At 74.4% G+C, this 19,922-nt stretch carries 9 protein-coding genes; 5 read left to right on the forward strand and 4 right to left on the reverse strand.

The window, feature by feature from the left end; translation table 11 throughout:
* Positions 1–46: 46 nt before the first annotated feature.
* Positions 47–1,576: a carboxylesterase/lipase family protein gene (locus tag J2S55_RS36725; RefSeq protein ID WP_306870578.1), complete on the forward strand. Its 1,530-nt coding sequence runs from the start codon at positions 47–49 to the stop codon at positions 1,574–1,576.
* Positions 1,577–1,786: 210 nt separating this feature from the next.
* Here J2S55_RS36725 and J2S55_RS36730 read toward each other — a convergent pair whose 3' ends face one another.
* On the reverse strand, positions 1,787–2,515 hold the full coding sequence (locus J2S55_RS36730; RefSeq protein WP_306870581.1) for a CTP synthase C-terminal region-related (seleno)protein: 729 nt from the start codon (positions 2,513–2,515) through the stop codon (positions 1,787–1,789).
* A 76-nt stretch (positions 2,516–2,591) separates the two neighbouring features.
* On the opposite strand from J2S55_RS36730, the gene J2S55_RS36735 reads away from it, so the two are divergent.
* On the forward strand, positions 2,592–3,455 hold the full coding sequence (locus J2S55_RS36735; protein WP_306870584.1) for a LysR family transcriptional regulator: 864 nt from the start codon (positions 2,592–2,594) through the stop codon (positions 3,453–3,455).
* A 141-nt stretch (positions 3,456–3,596) separates the two neighbouring features.
* Here the strand turns inward: J2S55_RS36735 and J2S55_RS36740 are convergent, their stop codons facing one another.
* The gene (locus J2S55_RS36740; RefSeq protein ID WP_306870587.1) at positions 3,597–4,073 is read right to left on the reverse strand and encodes a MarR family winged helix-turn-helix transcriptional regulator; all 477 of its coding nucleotides are present in this window, start codon (positions 4,071–4,073) and stop codon (positions 3,597–3,599) included.
* Between the two features lie 328 nt (positions 4,074–4,401).
* Between J2S55_RS36740 and J2S55_RS36745 the strand changes: the two genes are divergently transcribed.
* Genes J2S55_RS36745 through J2S55_RS36755 form a run of 3 tightly spaced genes read left to right on the forward strand, consistent with a single transcriptional unit; the run spans position 4,402 to position 18,265 of the window.
* The gene (locus J2S55_RS36745; protein ID WP_306870589.1) at positions 4,402–9,150 is read left to right on the forward strand and encodes a non-ribosomal peptide synthetase; all 4,749 of its coding nucleotides are present in this window, start codon (positions 4,402–4,404) and stop codon (positions 9,148–9,150) included.
* On the forward strand, positions 9,147–17,309 hold the full coding sequence (locus J2S55_RS36750) for a non-ribosomal peptide synthetase/MFS transporter (protein ID WP_306870593.1): 8,163 nt from the start codon (positions 9,147–9,149) through the stop codon (positions 17,307–17,309). Before J2S55_RS36745 ends, J2S55_RS36750 begins: the two co-directional genes overlap by 4 nt.
* Positions 17,306–18,265 (forward strand): threonine ammonia-lyase, encoded by a 960-nt coding sequence (locus tag J2S55_RS36755; protein ID WP_306870596.1) that lies wholly within the window; start codon positions 17,306–17,308, stop codon positions 18,263–18,265. The genes J2S55_RS36750 and J2S55_RS36755 overlap by 4 nt, the downstream gene beginning before the upstream one ends.
* Before the next feature lie 161 nt (positions 18,266–18,426).
* Here J2S55_RS36755 and J2S55_RS36760 read toward each other — a convergent pair whose 3' ends face one another.
* Complete coding sequence (locus J2S55_RS36760; RefSeq protein ID WP_306870597.1) at positions 18,427–18,621, reverse strand: ferredoxin; 195 nt, start codon at positions 18,619–18,621, stop codon at positions 18,427–18,429.
* Between the two features lie 36 nt (positions 18,622–18,657).
* Positions 18,658–19,869, reverse strand: a complete 1,212-nt coding sequence (locus J2S55_RS36765) for a cytochrome P450 (RefSeq protein WP_306870600.1) — start codon at positions 19,867–19,869, stop codon at positions 18,658–18,660.
* Positions 19,870–19,922 lie beyond the last annotated feature (53 nt).

Raw genomic sequence — 19,922 nt, forward strand, 5'->3', positions numbered from 1 at the left:
CGTACGGGGATGCTCCGATGAGCAGGAGCAGAGAGGAAACCGCAAAGTGGCCCTCACCGCATCGAGCAAACCGTCCGAGTCTGAGCCGGAAGTCGGCACGGCGGCCGGCGTCCTCCGCGGCGGCCGGGAGGCGGGCCTGGCGGTCTTCCGCGGCATCCCGTTTGCCGAGCCGCCGGTCGGCGCCCTCCGTTTCGCCGCGCCGCAGCCGGTGCGCAGCTGGGACGGTGTGCGCCCGGCGGTCGCGTACGGCCCGCCGCCCCCGCAGTCCGGCCTGCTCGGGGCGTCCCAGGACACCGCCGGCGACGACTGGTTGACGCTCAACGTCTGGACACCGGATCCGGATCCGGCGGCAGGGCTCCCGGTGATGGTGTGGATCCCCGGCGGCGGTTACGTCGCGGGCAACTCCAGCCTCCCGGAATACGACGCCGGGCGCCTGGCCGGGAGCGGGGCCGTGGTCGTGACCCTCAACTACCGTCTCGGTATCGAGGGTTTCGCGCAGATCGACGGAGCCCCGGCCAACCGGGGACTGCTCGACCAGGTCGCGGCCTTGCAGTGGGTGCGGGACAACATCCGGGTGTTCGGCGGCGACCCGGATCGGGTCACGGTCTTCGGGGAGTCGGCGGGCGGCGGATCGGTCGCCGCGCTGCTCGCCATGCCGCGCGCCGCCGGGCTCTTCCGCCGGGCGATCGCGCAGAGCGTGCCGGGGACGTTCTTCTCCCCGGAGCTGGCCGCCGACATCGCCGCCGCCTGCGCCGTCGAGCTGGGGATACGGCCAACGGTGTCCGGCCTGTCGGCGGTGGCTCCGGCCCGGCTGCCCGGCGTGGGCGACGCGATCTCCGCCAAGACGGTCCAATGGCGGGAGCGCTGGGGGCAGATCACACACCGGCCGACCCCGTTCGCACCGGTTGTCGACGGTGACGTCCTGCCGGCGACCCCTTGGCAGGCGCTGGCTGACGGCGCCGCCCGGGACGTCGGACTTCTCGTCGGGCACACCCGTGACGAGCACCGGTTGTTCAGCCTGATCGACGGCGTGCTCGGCCAGGTCACGCACGAGCAGACCGAGACCGCTCTGCACCTGCTCGCCCCCGGGCCGGACGGCGCACGCCGATACCGGGAGGCGTTCCCGGCCGCGGCCGATGAGGAGCTGTACGAACTGGTCAACGCGGACTGGCTGTTCCGCATGCCGAGCCTCCACCTCGCCGACGCGCAGATCGCCGGCGGCGGCCGGGCCCACCTGTACGAGCTGACCTGGTCCGCCCCGGGATTGGGCGGTGCCCTCGGCGCCTGCCACGGTCTGGACGTGCCGCTCGTCTTCGGCAACCTGAGCAGCGGACAGCCCGCCATGCTGATCGGCGACCCGCCCTCCCCGGCGGCGGAGGAGCTGTCCGCGCAGATCCGCAGGGCGTGGACGGCGTTCGCCGCTCACGGCGATCCGGGCTGGCCTGCCTACGACGCCGACCACCGCCTCGCACAGCTCTTCGACACGCCGTCGATGGTCACCGCCTACCCGGAAGAGACCTCGCGGCTGCTGTGGCAGGACCACACCTTCCCGGCGCTCCCGTTGCTCGCACGGTAGCGGCCGTCAGCCGGCCGAGCGCAACCGTTCCAGCTCGCCGCTGATCCCGTCCCGCAGCTCGTCGTGCTGCGGGCCGAGCCCGACCGACCGCGACCGCCGCTGATCGCCGCAGAGGCCGCCGGCCCCTGGAGCCGCTGGGGGGCACGGCCACTACCGGCGCAGATCCCAATCATGATCGCGAAGTGTCACTGGAGTACTAGGCGTATGCGGTCATGAGGCCGATGACACGGCTGACGCGGCTGACACGGCTGACGCGGCGCGGGCGACGGAGGCCGCGGCGAACGCGGTGATGATCGGGTGCGGCCGGGTGCCGTCCCCGGCCAGCTCGGGCTGGAAGAGCGTGGCCAGGAAGAACGGGTGGCCGGGCAGCTCCAGCACCCGCACGGCTCCGTCCTCGTCGTGGCCGGTGAAGCTCAGGCCGCCCTCCTCCAGCACGGGCAGGTAGCCGGGGTTGAGGCCGAAGTTGCAGGAGTATCTCTCCATGCTCCGCTCGGCGCCGATGATCTTCTCGGCCAGCGATCCGGGCGCCAGCAGTACCGTGCCCTCGTGACCGACGAGCGAGCAGGCCAGCGGCAGCAGCAGGAAGTCGTCGGCGCCGGGGGTGTTCTCGGCGTGGGCGACCGGCAGGCCGAGGACGTTGCGCGCGTACTCCAGCAGGGTGTGCTGGAAGCCGCCGCAGGTGCCCAGGAACGGGATGCCGTGCTCACGCGCGGTGCGGGCGGCGTTCACCGCGCCGGCCTCGCTGCGGTAGGGGCTGCCGGGCAGCATCCAGATGCCGTCGAACCCCTCCAGGCCCTCGGCCTCGGTCGTGGGGATCCAGTAAGCGTCCAGCGTCAGCCCGTCACGCTCGCGCAGCCCCTCGAGGATGGAGGGGATGCGCACGTGGGCCTGGACGCCGGGGGATCTGTCGCCCACCAGGGCGATTCTCGCGGTGGTCATGGACTCATCTTCACGGGCTCCCGAGGTAAGCGCCAACGATGATCCCTGCTGGGTCGATAAGCGATACTGATGCACTGTGGATCCGCATCTGCTGCGCACGTTCGTGACCGTCGTCCGTTGGCGGTCCTTCTCCGCCGCCGCCGAGGAACTCGGCTACACCCAGTCGGCGGTGTCCCAGCAGATCGCCGCGCTTGAGGCGGACCTGGGCCTGGCGCTGCTGCGCCGCCGGCCGGTGGCGCCCACCCCGGCCGGGGAGCGCCTGCTGGAACACGCCGCGCCGCTGCTGCTGCGCCACCAGGCGGCCCGCGCCGACGTGCTGCGCGCCGCCGCCGACCCGGTCGAGCGGCTGACCGTGGTCGCCTCCCCGCTGGCGTGCACCCCGGCGGTCGCCCGGAGCCTGGCCCAGGCCCGGCTGTCGGTGACGCTGAGCACCGCCGGCCGCGAACGCGTCGCCGAGCAGGTCGCCTCGGGCGCGGCCGACCTGGGGTTCGTCGACGGGATCGCCGCGCCCAGCGATCCACTCCGTCTGCCGGACGTGGGAGCGGCGACCGGTATCGGCGTGGCCGAGGACGGGCTGGTGGTGGTCCTGCCCGCCGGCCACCCGCTGTCCGGCCGGCGCGGGCTGGCCCTGGCCGACCTGGCCGACGCGCTGTGGCTGCAGGCCCCGGCCGCCGTGCCGGTGGAACGGTTGCGCGAGGTGACGGGCGTGGGCGGGTTCCGCATCGGGTTCCGCTACGACGGCGACGACCTGCACACGGTGTTGAACCTCGCCGCGGCCGGGCACGGCCTGACCCTGCTGCCCTCGTCGGTGACGGCCGGGGTGCCGCTGACCGCGCCGCGCGTGGTGCACCGGGTGGAGATGCTGTGCGACCCCCTCGCCACCGGCCCGGCCAGGGCCGTCGCCGAGCGGCTCGGCTGGAGTCCCGGCCCCACCCCGTGACAGCGGGCCGGACATCCGCCCCGCGAGCCGGCCGGGACCGGCCACTGAAAGTTCGCCACACGAACTAATATCATTCGTGAGGCGAACAAAGTGCATACCGTGCCGCTGGGGGCGAAAGGCGTGGGGCGCGCCGCGGCGCCGTCAGCGCCCGTGTGCGGCGCTCTGGTCCCGCTCGCCGAAGACCGGTGGCACCTTGTTGTCCCGCACCACCCGGCCCAGCAGCTCGGTGAGCGTGTCGCGATCGGCGCCGCCGAGGCCCGCCGGGAGCTCCTCGATCCGCCGGCACGTCTCGGTGTAGAACGCCTCGGCCAGCTTGCCGCCCTGCGCGGTGAGCGCGACCCGGACCACGCGCCCGTCTCGCGGGTCGGGCTCCCGCCGGGCCAGGCCCCGCCGGGTGGTCCGGTCCACCAGCTCGGTGAGGCTCGACTTCGCCAGCCGCAGCATCGCGCCCAGCTCGCTCATGCCGTACGGCTGGGCCATCAGCACGCAGAGCAGCTGCCCCTGCTGCGGGGTCAGCCCGTATTCCCGGGCCGCCTCGGCGTACACGGCGTTGACCAGGAACGAGGAACGCACCAGTGCGGCCACGATCCCCGGCTGCTCGCCGGCGTCCTTGCTCATACGGCCAGCCTACCATCGGACCGCCTTGTGATTCGTGGCACGAACTATTTGTCCGGCCAGGTCGGCCTGGAAAGAGTCGCATGACGATGCCGGAACGGAAGACGCTTTTCGGGGCCGGGGCCGGGGCCGGGGCCGGGGCCGGGGCCGGGGCGGGCGCAGCGCCGGAGGCCGTCCAACTCGCTTCCAAGACGGCTGCAAGGCATGTGGCCCACGCTCTTGATCATAGACTTTGATCATTACGACAATCTTGGGCAATCCGAACAACTTCCCGTCATCAGACGTGATCTTGGCTGGGAAAGATGTGATCTTGGCTGGGAAAGAGGACGAAGTGACCGTTGATGTGACACGCGTCGATCTGGTAGGCCGCCTTCCCGGAACGGTGGCCGAGAGGTTCGACGCGGCAGGTCGCGTCCACGAGGCGATACAGGCCCAGAGCCGGCGTACCCCGGCACGCACCGCCGTCGTGGCGGGCACCAGCCGGCTCAGCTACGCCGAGTTGGACCGCCGGGCCGACGACATCGCGCGCACCCTGGCCGGACGGGGCATCGGAGGCGGCCACCTGGTCGGAGTCTGCCTGGATCGCGACGAGTGGCTGGTTCCCGCGCTGGTGGGGGTGTGGAAGGCGGGGGCGGCCTACGTGCCGCTGGACCCCGCCTACCCGGCCGAGCGGTTGCGGTTCATGGCCGAGGACTCCGCGGTGACCGCGGTGCTCACCTCGGCCGCGCTGCGCCGGACCGCCACCCTGACCGGGGCCGAGCCCATCCTCGTCGACGACGTGGCGCCGGGCGAGGGGGCGCCCCACGTGGCCGGAGACCCGGGCGACGCGGCGTACGTCATCTACACCTCCGGCTCCACCGGAACGCCCAAGGGCGTGGTGGTGGAGCACCGCAACACCCTGAACCTGCTGCGCTGGGAGGCGTCGGCGTACACCGCCGAGGAACTGAGCGGCATGCTGGCCACCGCCTCGGTCTGTTTCGACCCGTCGATCAGCCAGCTCTTCCTGCCGCTGGTCGCCGGTGGGACGGTGATCCTGGCCGACAACCTGCTGGCGCTGCCGAGCCTGCCCGCCCGCGAGGAGGTGACCACCGTCTACGGGGTCCCCTCCGCGCTGGCGGTGCTGCTGCGTGAGCCGCTGCCGAGCGGGGTGCGCGCGGTGTTCTCCGGCGGCGAGCCGCTGACCGGCGCCCTGGTCCGGCGGATCTACGCCAATCCCGGCGTGCGCCGGGTGCTGAATCTGTACGGCCCGACCGAGTGCACCACCACCTGCGCCGTCGCCGAGGTCGGCCGGGACCACGAGGGTGAGCCGCCCCTGGGCGGACCGATCGCCGGCGCGGTGTTCTCGGTGCGCGACGCGGCGGGCAACCCCGTCCCGGACGGAGAAGCGGGCGAGCTGTGGATCGGCGGGCCGGTGGTGACCCGCGGCTACCTGGGGCGTGAGTCGTCCGCCTTCCGCACCGGACCGGACGGCGGCCGGGTCTACCGCAGCGGTGACCTGGTCCGCCGGGTGGACGGCGAGCTGCGCTTCGCCGGCCGGACCGACGACCAGATCAAGATCCGCGGCTACCGGGTGGAGCTGGGCGAGGTGGAGGCCACGCTGGCCCGCCATCCCGAGGTACGCCGGGCCACCGTGCTGGCCGCGACCGACGACGACGGGGCCGCCTACCTGGTCGGCCATGTGGCGGCCTCCGGGGTGAGCGGGCAGGAGCTGCGGGACTGGCTGCGCGCCCGCCTGCCCGACCACCTGGTGCCGACCCGGATCGGCGTGGCCGAGGAGCTTCCGCTCGGCCCCAACGGAAAGGTGGACCGGGCGGCCCTGCCCAGACTCGGCGCCTCCCGGTCGGCCGGCGCGGCACTGGTCGCGCCCCGCACCGACGACGAACGCCTGGTGGCCGAGGTGATCGCCGGCGTTCTCGGCCTGCCGCAGGTCGGCGTGCACGATCGATTCACCGACCTGGGCGGGCACTCCCTGGCCGCGGCCAGAGTGGTCACCGAGCTGTCCCGCAGGCTGGGGCACACCGTGCCGCTGGCGGCTTTCCTGACCGCCCCCACCGCGGCGGGCCTGGCCACCCGGTTACGCCAGGCCGGGCCCGAGCTGGTGCGGCAGGACGGCCGGACCCGGCATCCGCTCACCGACATGCAGCGCGAGTTCTGGACCCTGAGCCGGCTCCACCCCGACAGCCCGGTCACCACGCTGGGGATCCGGCTGCGCGTGCGCGACCTGCCCGAGGCCGCGCCGCTGAGCAAGGCCCTGAACGAGGTCGTGCGCCGGCACGAGGTGCTGCGCAGCACCGTGGCCGTCGACGAGGACGGCGTGCCGTACGCCGTGGTCCACCCGCCGGCCGCGGTGCCCCTGGTCGAGCACGCAGTGGGGGAGGACCCGGAGAAGGTGGCCCGGGCCGCCGCGGCGCACGTGTTCGACGTGACGGCCGAGGTGCCGCTGCTCCGGGCCGAGCTGTGCTGGCTCGGCGACGCGGAGGCCGAGCTGGTGGTCGTGGTGGACCACATCGCCTTCGACGGTGGCTCGGTCGGGGTGCTGATGGGCGAGCTGGCCGCCGAGCTGGCCGGCGAGCCGGTCCCCGGGCCGGCGGTCCAGGTCGGCGATGTGGCCGTGCAGCAGCGGGAACAGCCGGATCCGGCGCGGCTGCGGGAGTTCTGGCAGGCCGAGCTGGCCGGTGCTCCGGTGGCGGACCCCGCGCCCGCGGACCTGACGTCGGGCAGGGTGATCCGGCCGCTGCCCGAGGAGTTCGTGACGGACGTGGCCGCGCTGTCCCGGGACTGCGGTGCCACCCCGTTCGCGGTGTACCTGGCCGCTCTGGCCCTGGCGAGCGGCGAGCCCGACACGCTGGTCGGGGTGGTCGCGGCACGGCGGGCCCGGCCGGAGCTGACCGAGGTCATCGGCCCGCTGGTGGACACGGTGCCGGCGCGGCTGCGGCCGACCGGCACGCTGACCTTCCGGGATCTGGTCCGGCAGGCCGCCGCAGCGACCACGCGGGCACTGGTCCACCAGGAGATCCCGCACGCCGACCTCCCCCGCGCCCCGGTGCTGCTGGCCATGCAGCACGCCGAGGTACCGGTGCGCCTGGGCAACCTGGAACTGCTCACCGACCTGGGCTCGGGCGCCGCGGTCCACGAGTTCAGCGTGCTCGTCGACCGGACCGTGGCCGGCACCGAGCTGCAGCTGGAGTACGGCACCGCCCGCCTCGATCCGCCGCAGGCCGAGGCGTACCTGGACCGGCTGATGTGGCTGCTGCGCTGCGCGCTGGCCGACCCGGACCGGCCGCTGTCGGCGTTCGAGCTGGTCACCCCGGACGAACGCGCGGCCCTGCTGGCCGCCGCGGCAGGGCCGGAGCTGCCGGAGGTTCTCCGGACGGTGCCCGAGGCGCTGGCGGCCCACACCGAAGGAACGGCCGTGATCGGCCCGGACGGCACCTCGATCGACTACGCCGAACTGAACGACTGGTCCGGCCGGGTGGCGGCGGCGCTGCTGGAACACGGGGTGGCGCCGGGCGAGGTGGTCGGGGTCTGCCTGCCGCGGGACCACCTGATGCCGGCGGTCCTGCTGGCGGTGTGGCGGGCCGGCGCGGCGTATCTGCCGCTGGACCCGGAGCACCCGGTCGAGCGGCTGCGCTGGCTGGCCGAGGACGCCGGGGCGCGCGTGGTGCTCACCCGGGGCGGCGTGGCCGTCGCGGGCCTGCCCGCCCTGGACCTGGACCACCTGGCGGCCGTCCACGGCGGACAGGCGGAGCTGCCGGAGGTGCGGGCCGAGGATCTGGCGTATGTGCTCTACACCTCCGGCTCCACCGGAGCTCCCAAGGGCGTGGAGGTCACCCACGGCGGCCTGGCCGCCCTCGTGGCCGGGATGGCCTCCGCGCTGCGGCTGGGCCCGGGGGACATCCAGCCGGCCGTGGCGCCCTTGACCTTCGACGCCTCCGCGTACGAGCTGTGGAGCGTTCTGGCCCATGGCGGCGCCTGCGTAGTGGTGGACCGGGCCACGGCCGTGGACGGGCACGCGCTGGCCGAGCTGATCGCGGCCAGCAAGGCCACGGTGGCCCTCCTGGTGCCCACCACGTACCGGATGCTGCTGGCCGCCGGCTGGGCCGGTGACCCGGCACTGCGGGCCGTCATCGGCGGGGAGAGCCTGGATCCGGCCCTGGCCGGGCAGATCCTGGCCCGGGTCGGCGAGCTGTGGAACGCCTACGGTCCCACCGAGGCCAGCGTTGCCTCGACCCTGCATCGGGTCCGCGCGCACGAGGACGGCCGGGTGCCGATCGGGCTGCCGATGCCGGGGGAGCGGGCCTACGTGGTCGACTCCGAACTGCGGCTGGCGCCGCCGGGCGCGGTGGGCGAGCTGCTGTTGGGCGGGGCCGGTGTGGCCCGGGGGTACCGGGGCCGGCCCGACCTGACCGCGACCGCGTTCGTCGACGACCCGTTCGTCCCCGGTGGCCGGTGTTACCGGACCGGCGACCTGGTGCGGTGGCGGCCGGACGGGACGCTGGAGTTCCACGGCCGCAGGGACCACCAGGTGAAGGTGCGCGGATACCGGATCGAGCCGGGCGAGATCGAGGCGGTGCTGCGCGAGGTGGCCGACGGGGCGGTGACCGTGGCCGGCTCGGGCGCGCAGGCGCACCTGGTCGGCTATGTCGCCCCGGAAACGACCGACCTGGCCGCGGTCGAGCGGCACGTCCGGTCGCGGCTGCCCGGCCACATGGTGCCCCGGCGGTGGGTCGCGCTGCCGGCCCTGCCCACCCTGCCCAGCGGCAAGGTGGATCGGGAGGCCCTGCCCGAGCCGGTCGACGGCCCGGAGGCCGAACGGGTCGCACCCGGCACCGACGCCGAAGGTCTGGTGGCCACCATCTGGGCCGACGTGCTTGAACGGCCCACGATCTGGGCCGACGACGATTTCTTCGCCCTGGGTGGGCACTCCTTCGCCGCGACCCGCGTGATCGGCCGGCTCAAGGAGACGTTGGATCTGGCCGTCCCGGTGCGGTCGCTGTTCGAGCGACCGGTACTCGCCGACTTCGCCGCCGGACTGGAAGAACTGTTGATCGCCGAACTGATGGGCGGGAACGACGCATGACCGAAGTTCGTCAGGACCGGATCGCCGAGTTGGTCCGGTCCCGGTTCGCCGCTGCCCGGGCCGCGGCGGAGACCCCCGGCGCCGGGGGCATCCCGGCGCTGTCCACAGCGGAGATGCCGCTGTCGCCCGCCCAGGAGCGGCTGTGGTTCCTGGCCCAGCTGGAGCCGGACTCCCCCGCCTACAACGTGCCGCTGGCACTGCGGCTGAGCGGGCCGGTGGACGTCGCCGCCCTTACCGCCGCGGTGGCCGAGCTGGCCGACCGGCACTGGATCCTGCGCGGCGTCATCGACGGGACGAGGGTACGGCAGGCCGGCGGCGTGCCCGTCTCCGTGGTGGACGTGGAGCCCGCGGCGCTGGAGCGGGAGCTGGCCGACCATGCCTGGCGCCCGTTCCGGTTGGACGCCGAGCCTCCGATGCGGGCCACGGTGTTCCGGCTCGACGGGGACGAGTGCGTACTCGCGCTGACCCTGCACCACATCGCCACCGACGCCTGGTCCGAACGGCTGCTGCTGCAGGACCTCGCGGCCCTGTACGCGGCCCGGCTCGGCCTGGCGCCGCAGCCGGAGCCCCCGGCCCTGCACTACGCCGACGTGGTCGCGTGGGAGGCCGGGCGGCCCGAGGCCGATCTGGACTGGTGGACCGAGCACCTGGCCGGCCTGCCGCCGGTGCTGGACCTGCCCACCGCCCGGCCCCGCCCGGCCGTCCCCACCTGGCAGGGGGCCGCGGTCGAGGTCGAGGTGCCCGAGTCCCTGTCCGCCAGGGTGCGCGCGGCGGCGGGCGTGACACCGTTCATGGTGTTCATGGCCGGCCTGCAGGCGCTGCTGGCCCGCCTGTCCGGCGGCGACGACGTCGCCGTCGGGGTACCGCACGCCGGACGGCACCACCCGGACGCCGAGCGGGTGGTGGGCTGTTTCATCAACACCCTGGTGGTGCGGACCGACACCTCCGGTGACCCCACCGGCGCGGAGCTGCTGGACAGGGTCCGAACGGCCGCGCTGGAGGCGTTCGCCCACTCCCGCACGCCGTTCGAGCGGATCGTGGAACGGCTGCGACCGGAGCGGAACCTGTCGGTGACCCCGCTGTTCCAGGTGATGCTGAACGTCTACGACGTCGGCGCGCCGGTGAGCCTGCCCGGGGTGGACGTCCGGACCGAACCGGTGCCCTCGCCGACGGCCAAGTTCGACCTGAACCTGACGCTCGGCGACGACGGGGACCGGTTCACCGGCGAGCTGCGCTACCGGACCGATCTGTTCGACGAGGTCACCGCCCGGCAGCTGGTGGAGTGGTACCTGGCGCTGCTGGAGGGGATGCTCACCGACCAGGACGCGCCGGTCCGGCTGCCCGTAGGCCCTGACCTGCGCGGCCCGGCCGAGGACCTGCCGACGGACGTGCCGCTGCACACGCTGGTCGAGCGGATGGCCGACGCCGGCCCCGACGCGCTCGCGGTCGGCTCGCTCAGCTACGCGGAGCTGGACCGGCGGGCCAACCAGGTGGCGCACTGGCTGCTGGCCCGCGGGGTGCGGCCGCAGGAGCCGGTCGGCGTGCTGATGGAGCGGCGGCCCGAGCTGGTGGTCGCCCTGCTGGGGGTGCTCAAGGCCGGCGCGGCCTACCTGCCGCTGGACCCGGTCTACCCGGCGCGGCGGACCGAGGCCATTCTGGCCGGCGCGGGTGTCCGGATCGTGCTCACCGAGTCCGAGATCACCGCCGCCGAGGGCGGGCCGGAGCGCCGCCCGGACGTGGCCGTGCCGCCCGACCACCTGGCGTACGTGATCTACACCTCCGGCTCCACCGGGGAGCCCAAGGGGGTCGCGGTCGAGCACCGGCAGATCACCCACTACCTGGGCGCGGTGGCCGGACGGATCCCCGCCGGGACGGCCTCCTTCGCCCTGGTGTCGACCGCCGCGGCCGACCTGGGGCTGACCAACGTGCTGTGCGCGCTGACCTCGGGCGCCACCCTGCACCTGATCAACCACGAGACGGCCACCGACCCGGCCGCGTACGCCGCCTACCTGGCCGCGCATCCGGTGGACGCGGTCAAGATGGTGCCCAGCCAGTTGGAGCTGCTGGGCATGGACGCCCTGCCGGGGAGACTGCTGATCCTGGCCGGTGAGGCCGTGCCGTCGGATCTGCTCGAACGGGTCCGGCTGGCCCGGCCCGACCTGGCGGTGCAGATCCACTACGGGCCCACCGAGACCACGGTGTCGGTGCTGACCTGCGACGTGGACGAGGTGCCCGCCGGGGTGGCGCCGCTGGGCCGGCCGCTGCCCGACGTGGAGTGCCGGGTGGTGGACCCCACCGGCCGGCCGCTGCCGTACGGCGTGCCGGGGGAGCTGTGGATCGGCGGGCCCAGCCTGGCCCGCGGTTACCTGGGCCGGCCCGACCTGACGGCGCAGCGGTTCGTGGACGGCTGGTACCGCACCGGAGACCGGGTGCGGGTGAACCAGGCCGGGCTGGTGGAGTTCCTGGGCCGGGTCGACGACCAGGTGAAGGTGCGCGGGTTCCGGGTGGAACTCGGCGAGGTCACCGCGGCGCTGCGAGCCCTTCCGCAGGTGGCGGAGGCCTTCGTGCAGCCGGTCGGCACCGGGGCGCAGCGACGCCTGGCCGCCTGGGTGACCCCCTCCGCGGTGGACGTCGCGCAGGTGCGGGCGCTGCTGCGGGAGCGGCTGCCCGACTACATGGTGCCGGCCGCGATCGGCGCGCTGGAGACGTTGCCGCTCACCCCGAACGGCAAGGTGGACCGGGCGGCGCTGCCGGTCCCCGAGACCGCCCCCGCGGTGCGGGTGCCGCCGGGCACGCCACAGGAGCACCTGGTCGCCGGGATCTGGGCCGAGGTGCTTGACCTGCCGCAGGTCTGGGCGGACGACGACTTCTTCGCCCTGGGCGGGCACTCCTTCGCCGCCACCCGGACGGTCGGCCGGCTGCGCGAACGGCTGGGCGTGCCGGTCGCGGTGCGGCTGCTGTTCGAGCATCCGGTGCTCGCCGATCTGGCCGCGAACCTGCCCCGCCAGGCACCGGAGGCCAGGGCGCGGCGAGAACGGGCGGACGGCCCGGCCCCGCTGTCCGGGGCGCAGGCCAGGCTGTGGTTCCTGGCGCAGCTGGAGCCGGAGAGCACGGCCTACAACGTGCCGGTGGCGCTGCGGCTGGACGGGCCGCTCCAGGTGGAGGCGCTGCTGGGCGCGGTACGCGACCTGGCCGAGCGGCACCAGGTGCTGCGCAGCGTGATCGACGACTCCGGCGCCGAGCCGGTCCTGGTGGTACGGCCGGCCGCGGAGGTGCCGGTGTCCACCGCGGACGTCGACGGCTCCGGAGTCGAGGCCGTGCTGGCCGCGCACCTGGCCACGCCGTTCGCGCTGGACCGGGAGCCGCCGATGCGGGCGGTGCTGCTCACGGTCGGCGACCGGGAGCACGTGCTCTCGCTCACCTTCCACCACATCGCCACCGACGCCTGGACCCGTGGACTGCTGCTGTCCGAGCTGTCGGCGCTGTACGCCGCCAGGCTCGGCCTGCGGCCACCGCCGGAGCCGCCGCCGGCCCAGTACGCCGAGGTGGCCCCGGTCCCCGACCTGGCCGAGCTGGACTGGTGGGCCGAGCAGCTGCGCGGCCTGCCGCCGGTGCTGGACCTGCCCACCGACAGGCCGCGCCCCGCGGTGGCCGACCCGGGCGGCGCCTCGGTGGAGCTGGAGCTGCCGGCGGAGCTGAGCGAGCGGGTCAGGGCGGTGGCCACCGCCTACCGGGCGACGCCGTTCATCGTCCTGATGGCCGCTCTGCAGGCCCTGCTGGCGAGGCTGTCGGCCGGCACCGACATCGCGGTGGGTGTGCCGGTCGCGGGCCGGGACCACCCCGACACCGAGGGCGTGGTGGGCTGTTTCCTCAACACCGTGGTGGTGCGGACCGACGTGGGCGGCGGACCGACCGGCCACGAACTGCTGGCCCGGGTCCGGGAGGCGGCGCTGGGCGCCCTGGCACACGCGAGCGCGCCGTTCGACCGGGTGGTGGACCTGCTGCGGCCGGAGCGGAACCTGGCCGCGACCCCGCTGTTCCAGGTGATGCTGAACTACGTCCCCGACGCGGGCCGGCCGCAGCTGCCCGGCCTCGAGGCGGCCGAGATCGGCCTGACCGAACAGACGGCGAAGTTCGACCTGAACTGGCATGTGGTCGACAGCGGGCCCGGCCGGCCGCTGCGCGGCGGGCTCAGCTACCGCACCGACCTGTTCGAGGCGGCCACCGCGGCCCGGTTCACCCGCTGGTACCTGACCCTGCTCGACGGGATGCTGGCCGAGCTGGACGCGCCCGTGGGCGCGGTGCCGCTGGAGCCGGTGACCGGCCCGCTCCTGGCCGGTGACCCGCTGCTGTCCACGGCGGACACTCCGGTGCACCGGCTGATCGAGCGCTGGGTGGACGCCAGCCCCGACGCGCCGGCCGTGGTGAGCGCGGACCGGAGCCTGACCTACGCCGAGCTGGAGACGGCCGCCAACCGGATCGCCCACTGGCTGCTGGACGCGGGGGTCGGCGCCGACGAGCCGGTCGGCGTCCTTCTGGAGCCGGGGGCCGACCTGGCCTGCGCCCTGTTCGGGATCCAGAAGTCGGGCGGTGGCTACCTGCCCCTGGATCCGGCCTATCCGGCCGTGAGGATCGCCACCATGCTCGACGCCGCCGGGGTGCGCGCGGTGGTCACCACGGCCGAGTTCGTCGGCCTGATCGGTCCCGGCCGCCGGGTGCTGGCGCTCGACCGGCTCCCGTCCCTGCCGCCGACCAGGCCGGAGGTCGACGTGCGGCCGGAGCACCTGCACCACGTGATCTTCACCTCGGGCTCCACCGGCACGCCCAAGGCCGTGGCCGCCGAGCACCGCAGCGTGGTGGGCTACCTGGGCGGCATGCTGCCGCGGATCAACGTGCCGGGCGGATCGTACGCGGTGGTGTCCACTCCCGCCGCCGACTTCGGGCTCACCTGCGTGTTCGGCGCCCTGACCACGGGCGGGACGGTGCACCTGGTGGCGCGGGAGACCGCGATGGACCCCGACGCGTTCGCCGGATACCTGAGCGCGCACCACATCGACGTGGTCAAGTGCGTGCCCAGCCACCTGGAGCTGCTGGCCTCCGGCGGTGACCTGGCCGCGGTGCTGCCGGACAAGCTGCTGATCCTGGCGGGAGAGGCCTGTCCCTGGGATCTGGTGGAGCGGGCCAGGGCCGCGCGGCCGGGACTGCGGATCCAGAGCCACTACGGGCACACCGAGTCCACGATGATCTGCCTGGTCTGCGACACCGAGGAGATCCCGGTCGAGCACCGGACCGGGATCGTGCCGCTGGGCCGGCCCCTGCCCGGGGTGTACGGGCACCTGGTGGACGCGGACATGCGGCCGGTGCCGGTCGGGGTGCCGGGCGAGCTGGTGGTCGGCGGCCCGGGGGTCACCCGCGGCTACATCGGCCTGCCCGAGCTGACCGCGGAACGGTTCGTGCCCGACCCGCTGACCGGGCAGGGACGCTGCTACCGCAGCGGCGACCTGCTGCGGGTCACGGCCGACGGGCGGGTGGAGTTCCGCGGCCGGGTGGACGACCAGGTCAAGGTGCGCGGCTACCGGGTCGAGCTGGGCGAGGTCACCACCGCGCTGCGGGCCCTGCCCCAGGTCGCCGAGGCCGTGGTGCTTCCGGTGGGCGAGGGGAAGGCCCGGCAGCTCGCCGCCTGGGTGACACCGTCCACCGTGGACACCTCGGCGGTCCGGTCCGCGCTGCGGGAGCGGCTGCCCGACTACATGGTCCCGGCCCAGCTCGTCGTGCTCGACCGGCTCCCGCTCAACCCGAACGGGAAGATCGACCGGGCCGCCCTGCCCGCGCCGCAGCCGGAGACCACCGAGTTCGTGCCGCCCTCCACCGCCGGCGAGGAGCTGGTCGCCCGGGCCTGGGCCCAGGTGCTCGGCGTGGCCGAGGTCGGGGCGCACGACGACTTCTTCGCCCTGGGTGGGGACTCCTTCGCCGCGGTGCGCGCGGTCAAGGAGATCGGCTGCGGCCTGCGGGTGATCGACCTGTTCACCCGGCCCACGGTCGCCGAGCTGGCCGCGTTCCTGGAGCGCGAGGACGGCGGCGGGCTGCTGCACCGCCTGGGCGGTGGCCGTACCAGCGAGTTCACTCTGGTGTGCGTGCCGTACGGCGGCGGATCGGCGGCGGTCTACCAGCCGCTGGCCTGGGCGCTGGGCGAGCGGGTGGAGGTGCTTTCGGTGGAGTTGCCGGGCCACGACCCGGCCCGGCCGGAGGAGCTGCCGCTGCCGCTGGAGGAGCTGGTGGAGGTGCTGGCCGCGGAGGTGGCCAAGACCGCGTCCGGCCCGATCGCGATCTACGGTCACTGCGTGGGTTCCGCCCCCGCAGTCGCCCTGGCCCGCAGGCTGGAGGCGGACGGGGTCCCCGTGCTGGGCGTGATCGCCGCCGCGAGCTTCCCCACCGCCCAGCTGCCCGGCATCGGCCGGCGGCTCTTCCGCGGTGACCGCCTGGTCTCCGACCGGATGTTCCGGGACGCGCTGCGGGCCACGGGCGGGCTGCTGGAGGACATGGACGAGGCTGCCAAGCAGGTCGCGGTGCGGGCGATGCGCCACGACGCCGGCCAGGCGCGGGAGTGGTTCGGCCGCGAGCTGGCCGGCGCGGGAACGCCGCTGCGCGCCCCGATCCTGTGCGTGGTGGGGGAGCGGGACCGGGCCACCGAGCTGTACCAGGAGCGGTACGCCGAGTGGGCGGCCTTCGCGCCCAGGGCCGAGGTGGCCGTGCTGCCCCGCGCCGGCCACTACTTCCTGCGGCACCAGGCCGAGCCGCTGGCCGCCCTGATGATCGAACACCTGCGGAGCTGGGCGTCCGGGCGGCTGCCCGGCCCGGTGCGCCCACCCGACCGGACCGGCCTGCGCCCCTTCTACGCCGTCGCGGGCGGGCAGTTCGTCTCGGCGGTGGGCACGGCGCTGAGCTCGTTCGCCCTCGGCGTCTGGGCCTACCAGGGCAGCGGCCGGATCCTGGATCTGGCCCTGGTCGTGATGCTGTCCCAGATCCCGGCCGTGCTGCTCACCCCGCTGGGCGGCGCGCTGGCCGACCGGGTGGACCGGCGCCGGATCATGCTGGTCAGCGACGCGGTCTCCGGGCTGGCCATGGCGGCGCTGGTCCTGCTGCTGGTCACCGACCGGCTGGCGCTGTGGAACGTGTGCCTCATCGTCGGCCTCACCTCACTGACCACCGCCTTCCAGCAGCCCGCCTATCTGGCCGCGATCGCGCAGCTGGTGCCCAAGCCGTACCTGCCGCAGGCCAACGCCGTGGCCAACCTGGGTTTCGGGGTCGGCAACGTGGTGGCCCCGCTCGCCGGCGGCGCGTTGATCGGCATGTTCGGGCTGTCCGCGGTGGTGGCCATCGACGTGGTCTCGTTCGGGATCGGGGTGGTGACCCTGCTGGCGGTCCGGTTCCCCGACCGGCTGTTCCACCGGCAGGAGGAGACGTTCCGGGCGGCGCTGACCGGCGGCTGGCGGTTCCTCCGTCGGCGCCGGCCGCTGCTGGTGATGGCGGTCTACTTCGCGGTGGTCAACTTCTGCACCGCGCTGATGTGGGTACTGGTCACCCCGGTCGTGCTGGCCATCGGCTCCCCGGCCGCCCTGGGTACGGTGACCGCGGTCGGCGGCCTCGGCGCGGCCGTGGGCACCGCGGTGGTGCTGGTGTGGGGCGGGACCCGGCGCCGGGCCACCGGCATGATCGGCTTCGTGGTCGGGTCCGGGATCGGCGTGGTGCTGATGGGCGCGTGGCCGGCGGTGTGGCTGGTCGCGGCCGGCCTGTTCCTCCGGCTGGCCTGCATGAGCATCGGCAACGCGCACTGGCTGTCCATCATCCAGGTGAAGGTGGGGCCGGAGCTGCAGGGCCGGGTCCTGGCCGTCAACGTCATGCTGGCCACGGCCATGCAGCCGCTGGGCTTCCTGACCGCCGGTCCGCTGGCCGACTGGGCACAGTCGTACACCTCGGGCCCCGGCCGGGGCGCGGCGGCGGTGCTGCTGGTCAGCGGCGTGTTCCTGGCGATCTGGGGGCTGCTCGGGCTGCGCTACCGCCCGCTGCACCACCTGGAGGACCTGGTCCCCGACAGCGCGCCGCCGCCCGAGGCCGAGGCCGACCTGGACGCCATCCAGGACGGGGTGCTGAGCAGATGAGCCTGGTAACGGCGGCCGACGTGGCCGCTGCCACGGCCCGGATCGCGCCCTCCGTGCTGCGCACACCGCTGCTGCGCCTGCCCGGCGAACGGCTCTGGGTCAAACCGGAGAACCGGCAGCCCACCCGCTCGTTCAAGGTGCGGGGCGCGGTGAACGCCGTGGGACTGCTGGCCGAGCGGGGCGTCGGGCACGTCATCGCCCAGTCCTCCGGCAACCACGCCCAGGCCATCGCCTACGCCGCCGGCGAGCACGGCCTGCGGGCGACCGTGGTCCTGCCCGACACCGCGCCGGAGCTGAAGGTGCTGGCCGCCCGCAGGCTCGGCGCCGAGGTGGTGATCGCACCGCCGGCCCTGCGGGAGGTCACCTGCCTGGCCCTGGCCGACCGGCTCGCGGCCACGGTGGTCCGCTCCGACGATTTCGACATCATCGCCGGGCACGGCAGCGCCGGGACCGAGATCTGCCGGGATCTGCCCCGCGCGGGCACGATCCTGGTGCCGGTCTGCAACGGCGGCCTGCTGGCCGGCGTCGCGGTCGCGGCCAAGGCCGTCGACCCGGCGATCAGGGTGATCGGCGTCGAGCCCGAGCTGGCCGCCGACGGCGTGGCCAGCTTCCGCTCCGGCCGGCGCACCGCGTGGCCGGTGCAGCAGACCTATCGCACCCGGGCCGACGGGCTGCGCGCCCCGGTCCTGGGCGCCCTGGCCTGGGAGCACATCCACCGGTACGTGGACGACATGGTGACCGTGAGCGAGGACGACATCGGGGCCGCCGCCGACCTGCTCTGGCAGGAGCTGGGGGAACGCGCCGAGCCCAGCGGCGCGGTGACCACCGCGGCCTACTTCGCCCACCGGGCCACGCTGCCGGCCGGACCCGTGGTGGCCGTCCTCTCCGGCGGCAACGTGGCGGCCCATCCCGATGCCGGCGACATGAGGGAGCGCTCACTCATCCGGGGTCTGTGACCGGCCGGGCGCCGGCGGGCCTTCGGGGAGGCCGAGGGCGGAGATCGGCGGGGGAGGGCCGGAAGTGCCGGACCGCCGCCTCCGGGGGCGAGCGACCCCGGAGGCGGCGGTCCGACGGCGGGCGTCGCGCCGTGGGCGGCGGCCGACCGGCCCGGCCGGGGTCAGGCGCTCAGCTCGATGGCGGCGGCGGGACAGACGGCGGCGGCCTCGCGGACCAGGACGTGCTGGTCCTCGCCCGGCTCGGGATCGAGCAGGATGACGATGCCGTCCTCCTCCCGCTGGTCGAAGACCTCCGGCGCGATCAGCACGCACTGGCCCGCGCCGCAGCACTTGGCCTCGTCAACGGTGACTTTCATACCGGGTTCCTCTCTGTCGGGTGTGGCGGTGCCGGGTCACCAGCGGACCGGGACCTTGCGCAGGCCGCCGACGGCCAGCCCTTCCACGCGTTCCAGCTCCGCCACGGGGACGGCCAGCTCCAGGGACGGGAGTCTGCGCAGCAGCACCTCGAGCACGACCTGCAGCTCGGTGCGGGCCAGCGCCTGGCCCAGGCAGGAGTGGGCCCCGGAGCCGAAGGCCAGGTGCGGGTTCGGGCTGCGGCCCAGGTCCATCTCGGCGGCGGCCTCGAAAGCGCTCTCGTCGCGGTTGGCCGCGGCCATGCTGCACACCACGGTGGTGCCGCGGGGCAGGACCGTGCCGCTGACCTCGGTCTGCTCGCGCAGGTAGCGGGGCAGGCCGAAGCCGGAGTTGGCGTCGAGCCGCAGCGTCTCCTCCACCGCCGTGCGGATCAGCGACGGGTCGGTCAGCAGCCGCTCCCACCGGCTGCGGTCGGCCAGCAGCATGGAGACCATCTTGCCGATCATGTTGGCGGTGGTCTCGTGCCCGGCCACCAGCAGAGCCATGCCGGTGACCAGGATCTGGATGTCGGACAGCCCGCCGTCCTCGGGGCCGCCGGCCGCGATCAGCTCGCTGAGCAGGTCCTCGCCCGGCTCGGCGCGCTTGGCGGCGATGTGACCGGACATGTACTGGACGAACTCGCCCTGGGCGGCCTCGATCTCGGCCTGGCTGTAGCGGGTGAGGTTGAGCATGGTGTCGGACCAGTAGGAGAACCGGTCCCGATCCGCGGCCGGCACGCCGAGCATGTCGCAGATGACGTAGACCGGCAGCGGGAAGCCCAGGTCGGCCCTGAGGTCGCCGGGCCGGCCGCGCTTGACCATGTCGTCGATGAGCCGCTCGGCGATCTCCGCCATCGTGGGCCGCAGCGCGGCCATCCGCTTGGCGGTGAACCACTTGCCCACCAGGCGCCGCCAGTGCTGGTGCTCCTCGCCTCCGTCGGGGATGATCTGCGACATCTCGCTGTTGAACACCCCGCCCCCCTCGGCCGACAGCCGGGCCGCGTCGGGCGCGGTGAGCTGGCGGGTGAAGCGCGGGTCGGCGAGGACCCGCTTGACGTCCTCGTAGCGGGTCAGCAGCGTCGCCTGGTCACCGCTGGGCAGCGTCACCCGGGCCGCCGGACACTCGCCGCGCAGCCGCGCCCATTCGGCGGGCGGCTCCAGCGCCGTGTCGTTGGGGATCGGGTAGTTCAGGACCTGCTCGTCGAGACTCATTCGGCATCTCCTTTGAACGGATGGTCGGCTTTGAACGGATGGTCGGCCGCCTG

Origin of the sequence: Streptosporangium brasiliense (genome assembly GCF_030811595.1) — a bacterium.
In the GTDB taxonomy this organism is placed as follows: domain Bacteria; phylum Actinomycetota; class Actinomycetes; order Streptosporangiales; family Streptosporangiaceae; genus Streptosporangium; species Streptosporangium brasiliense.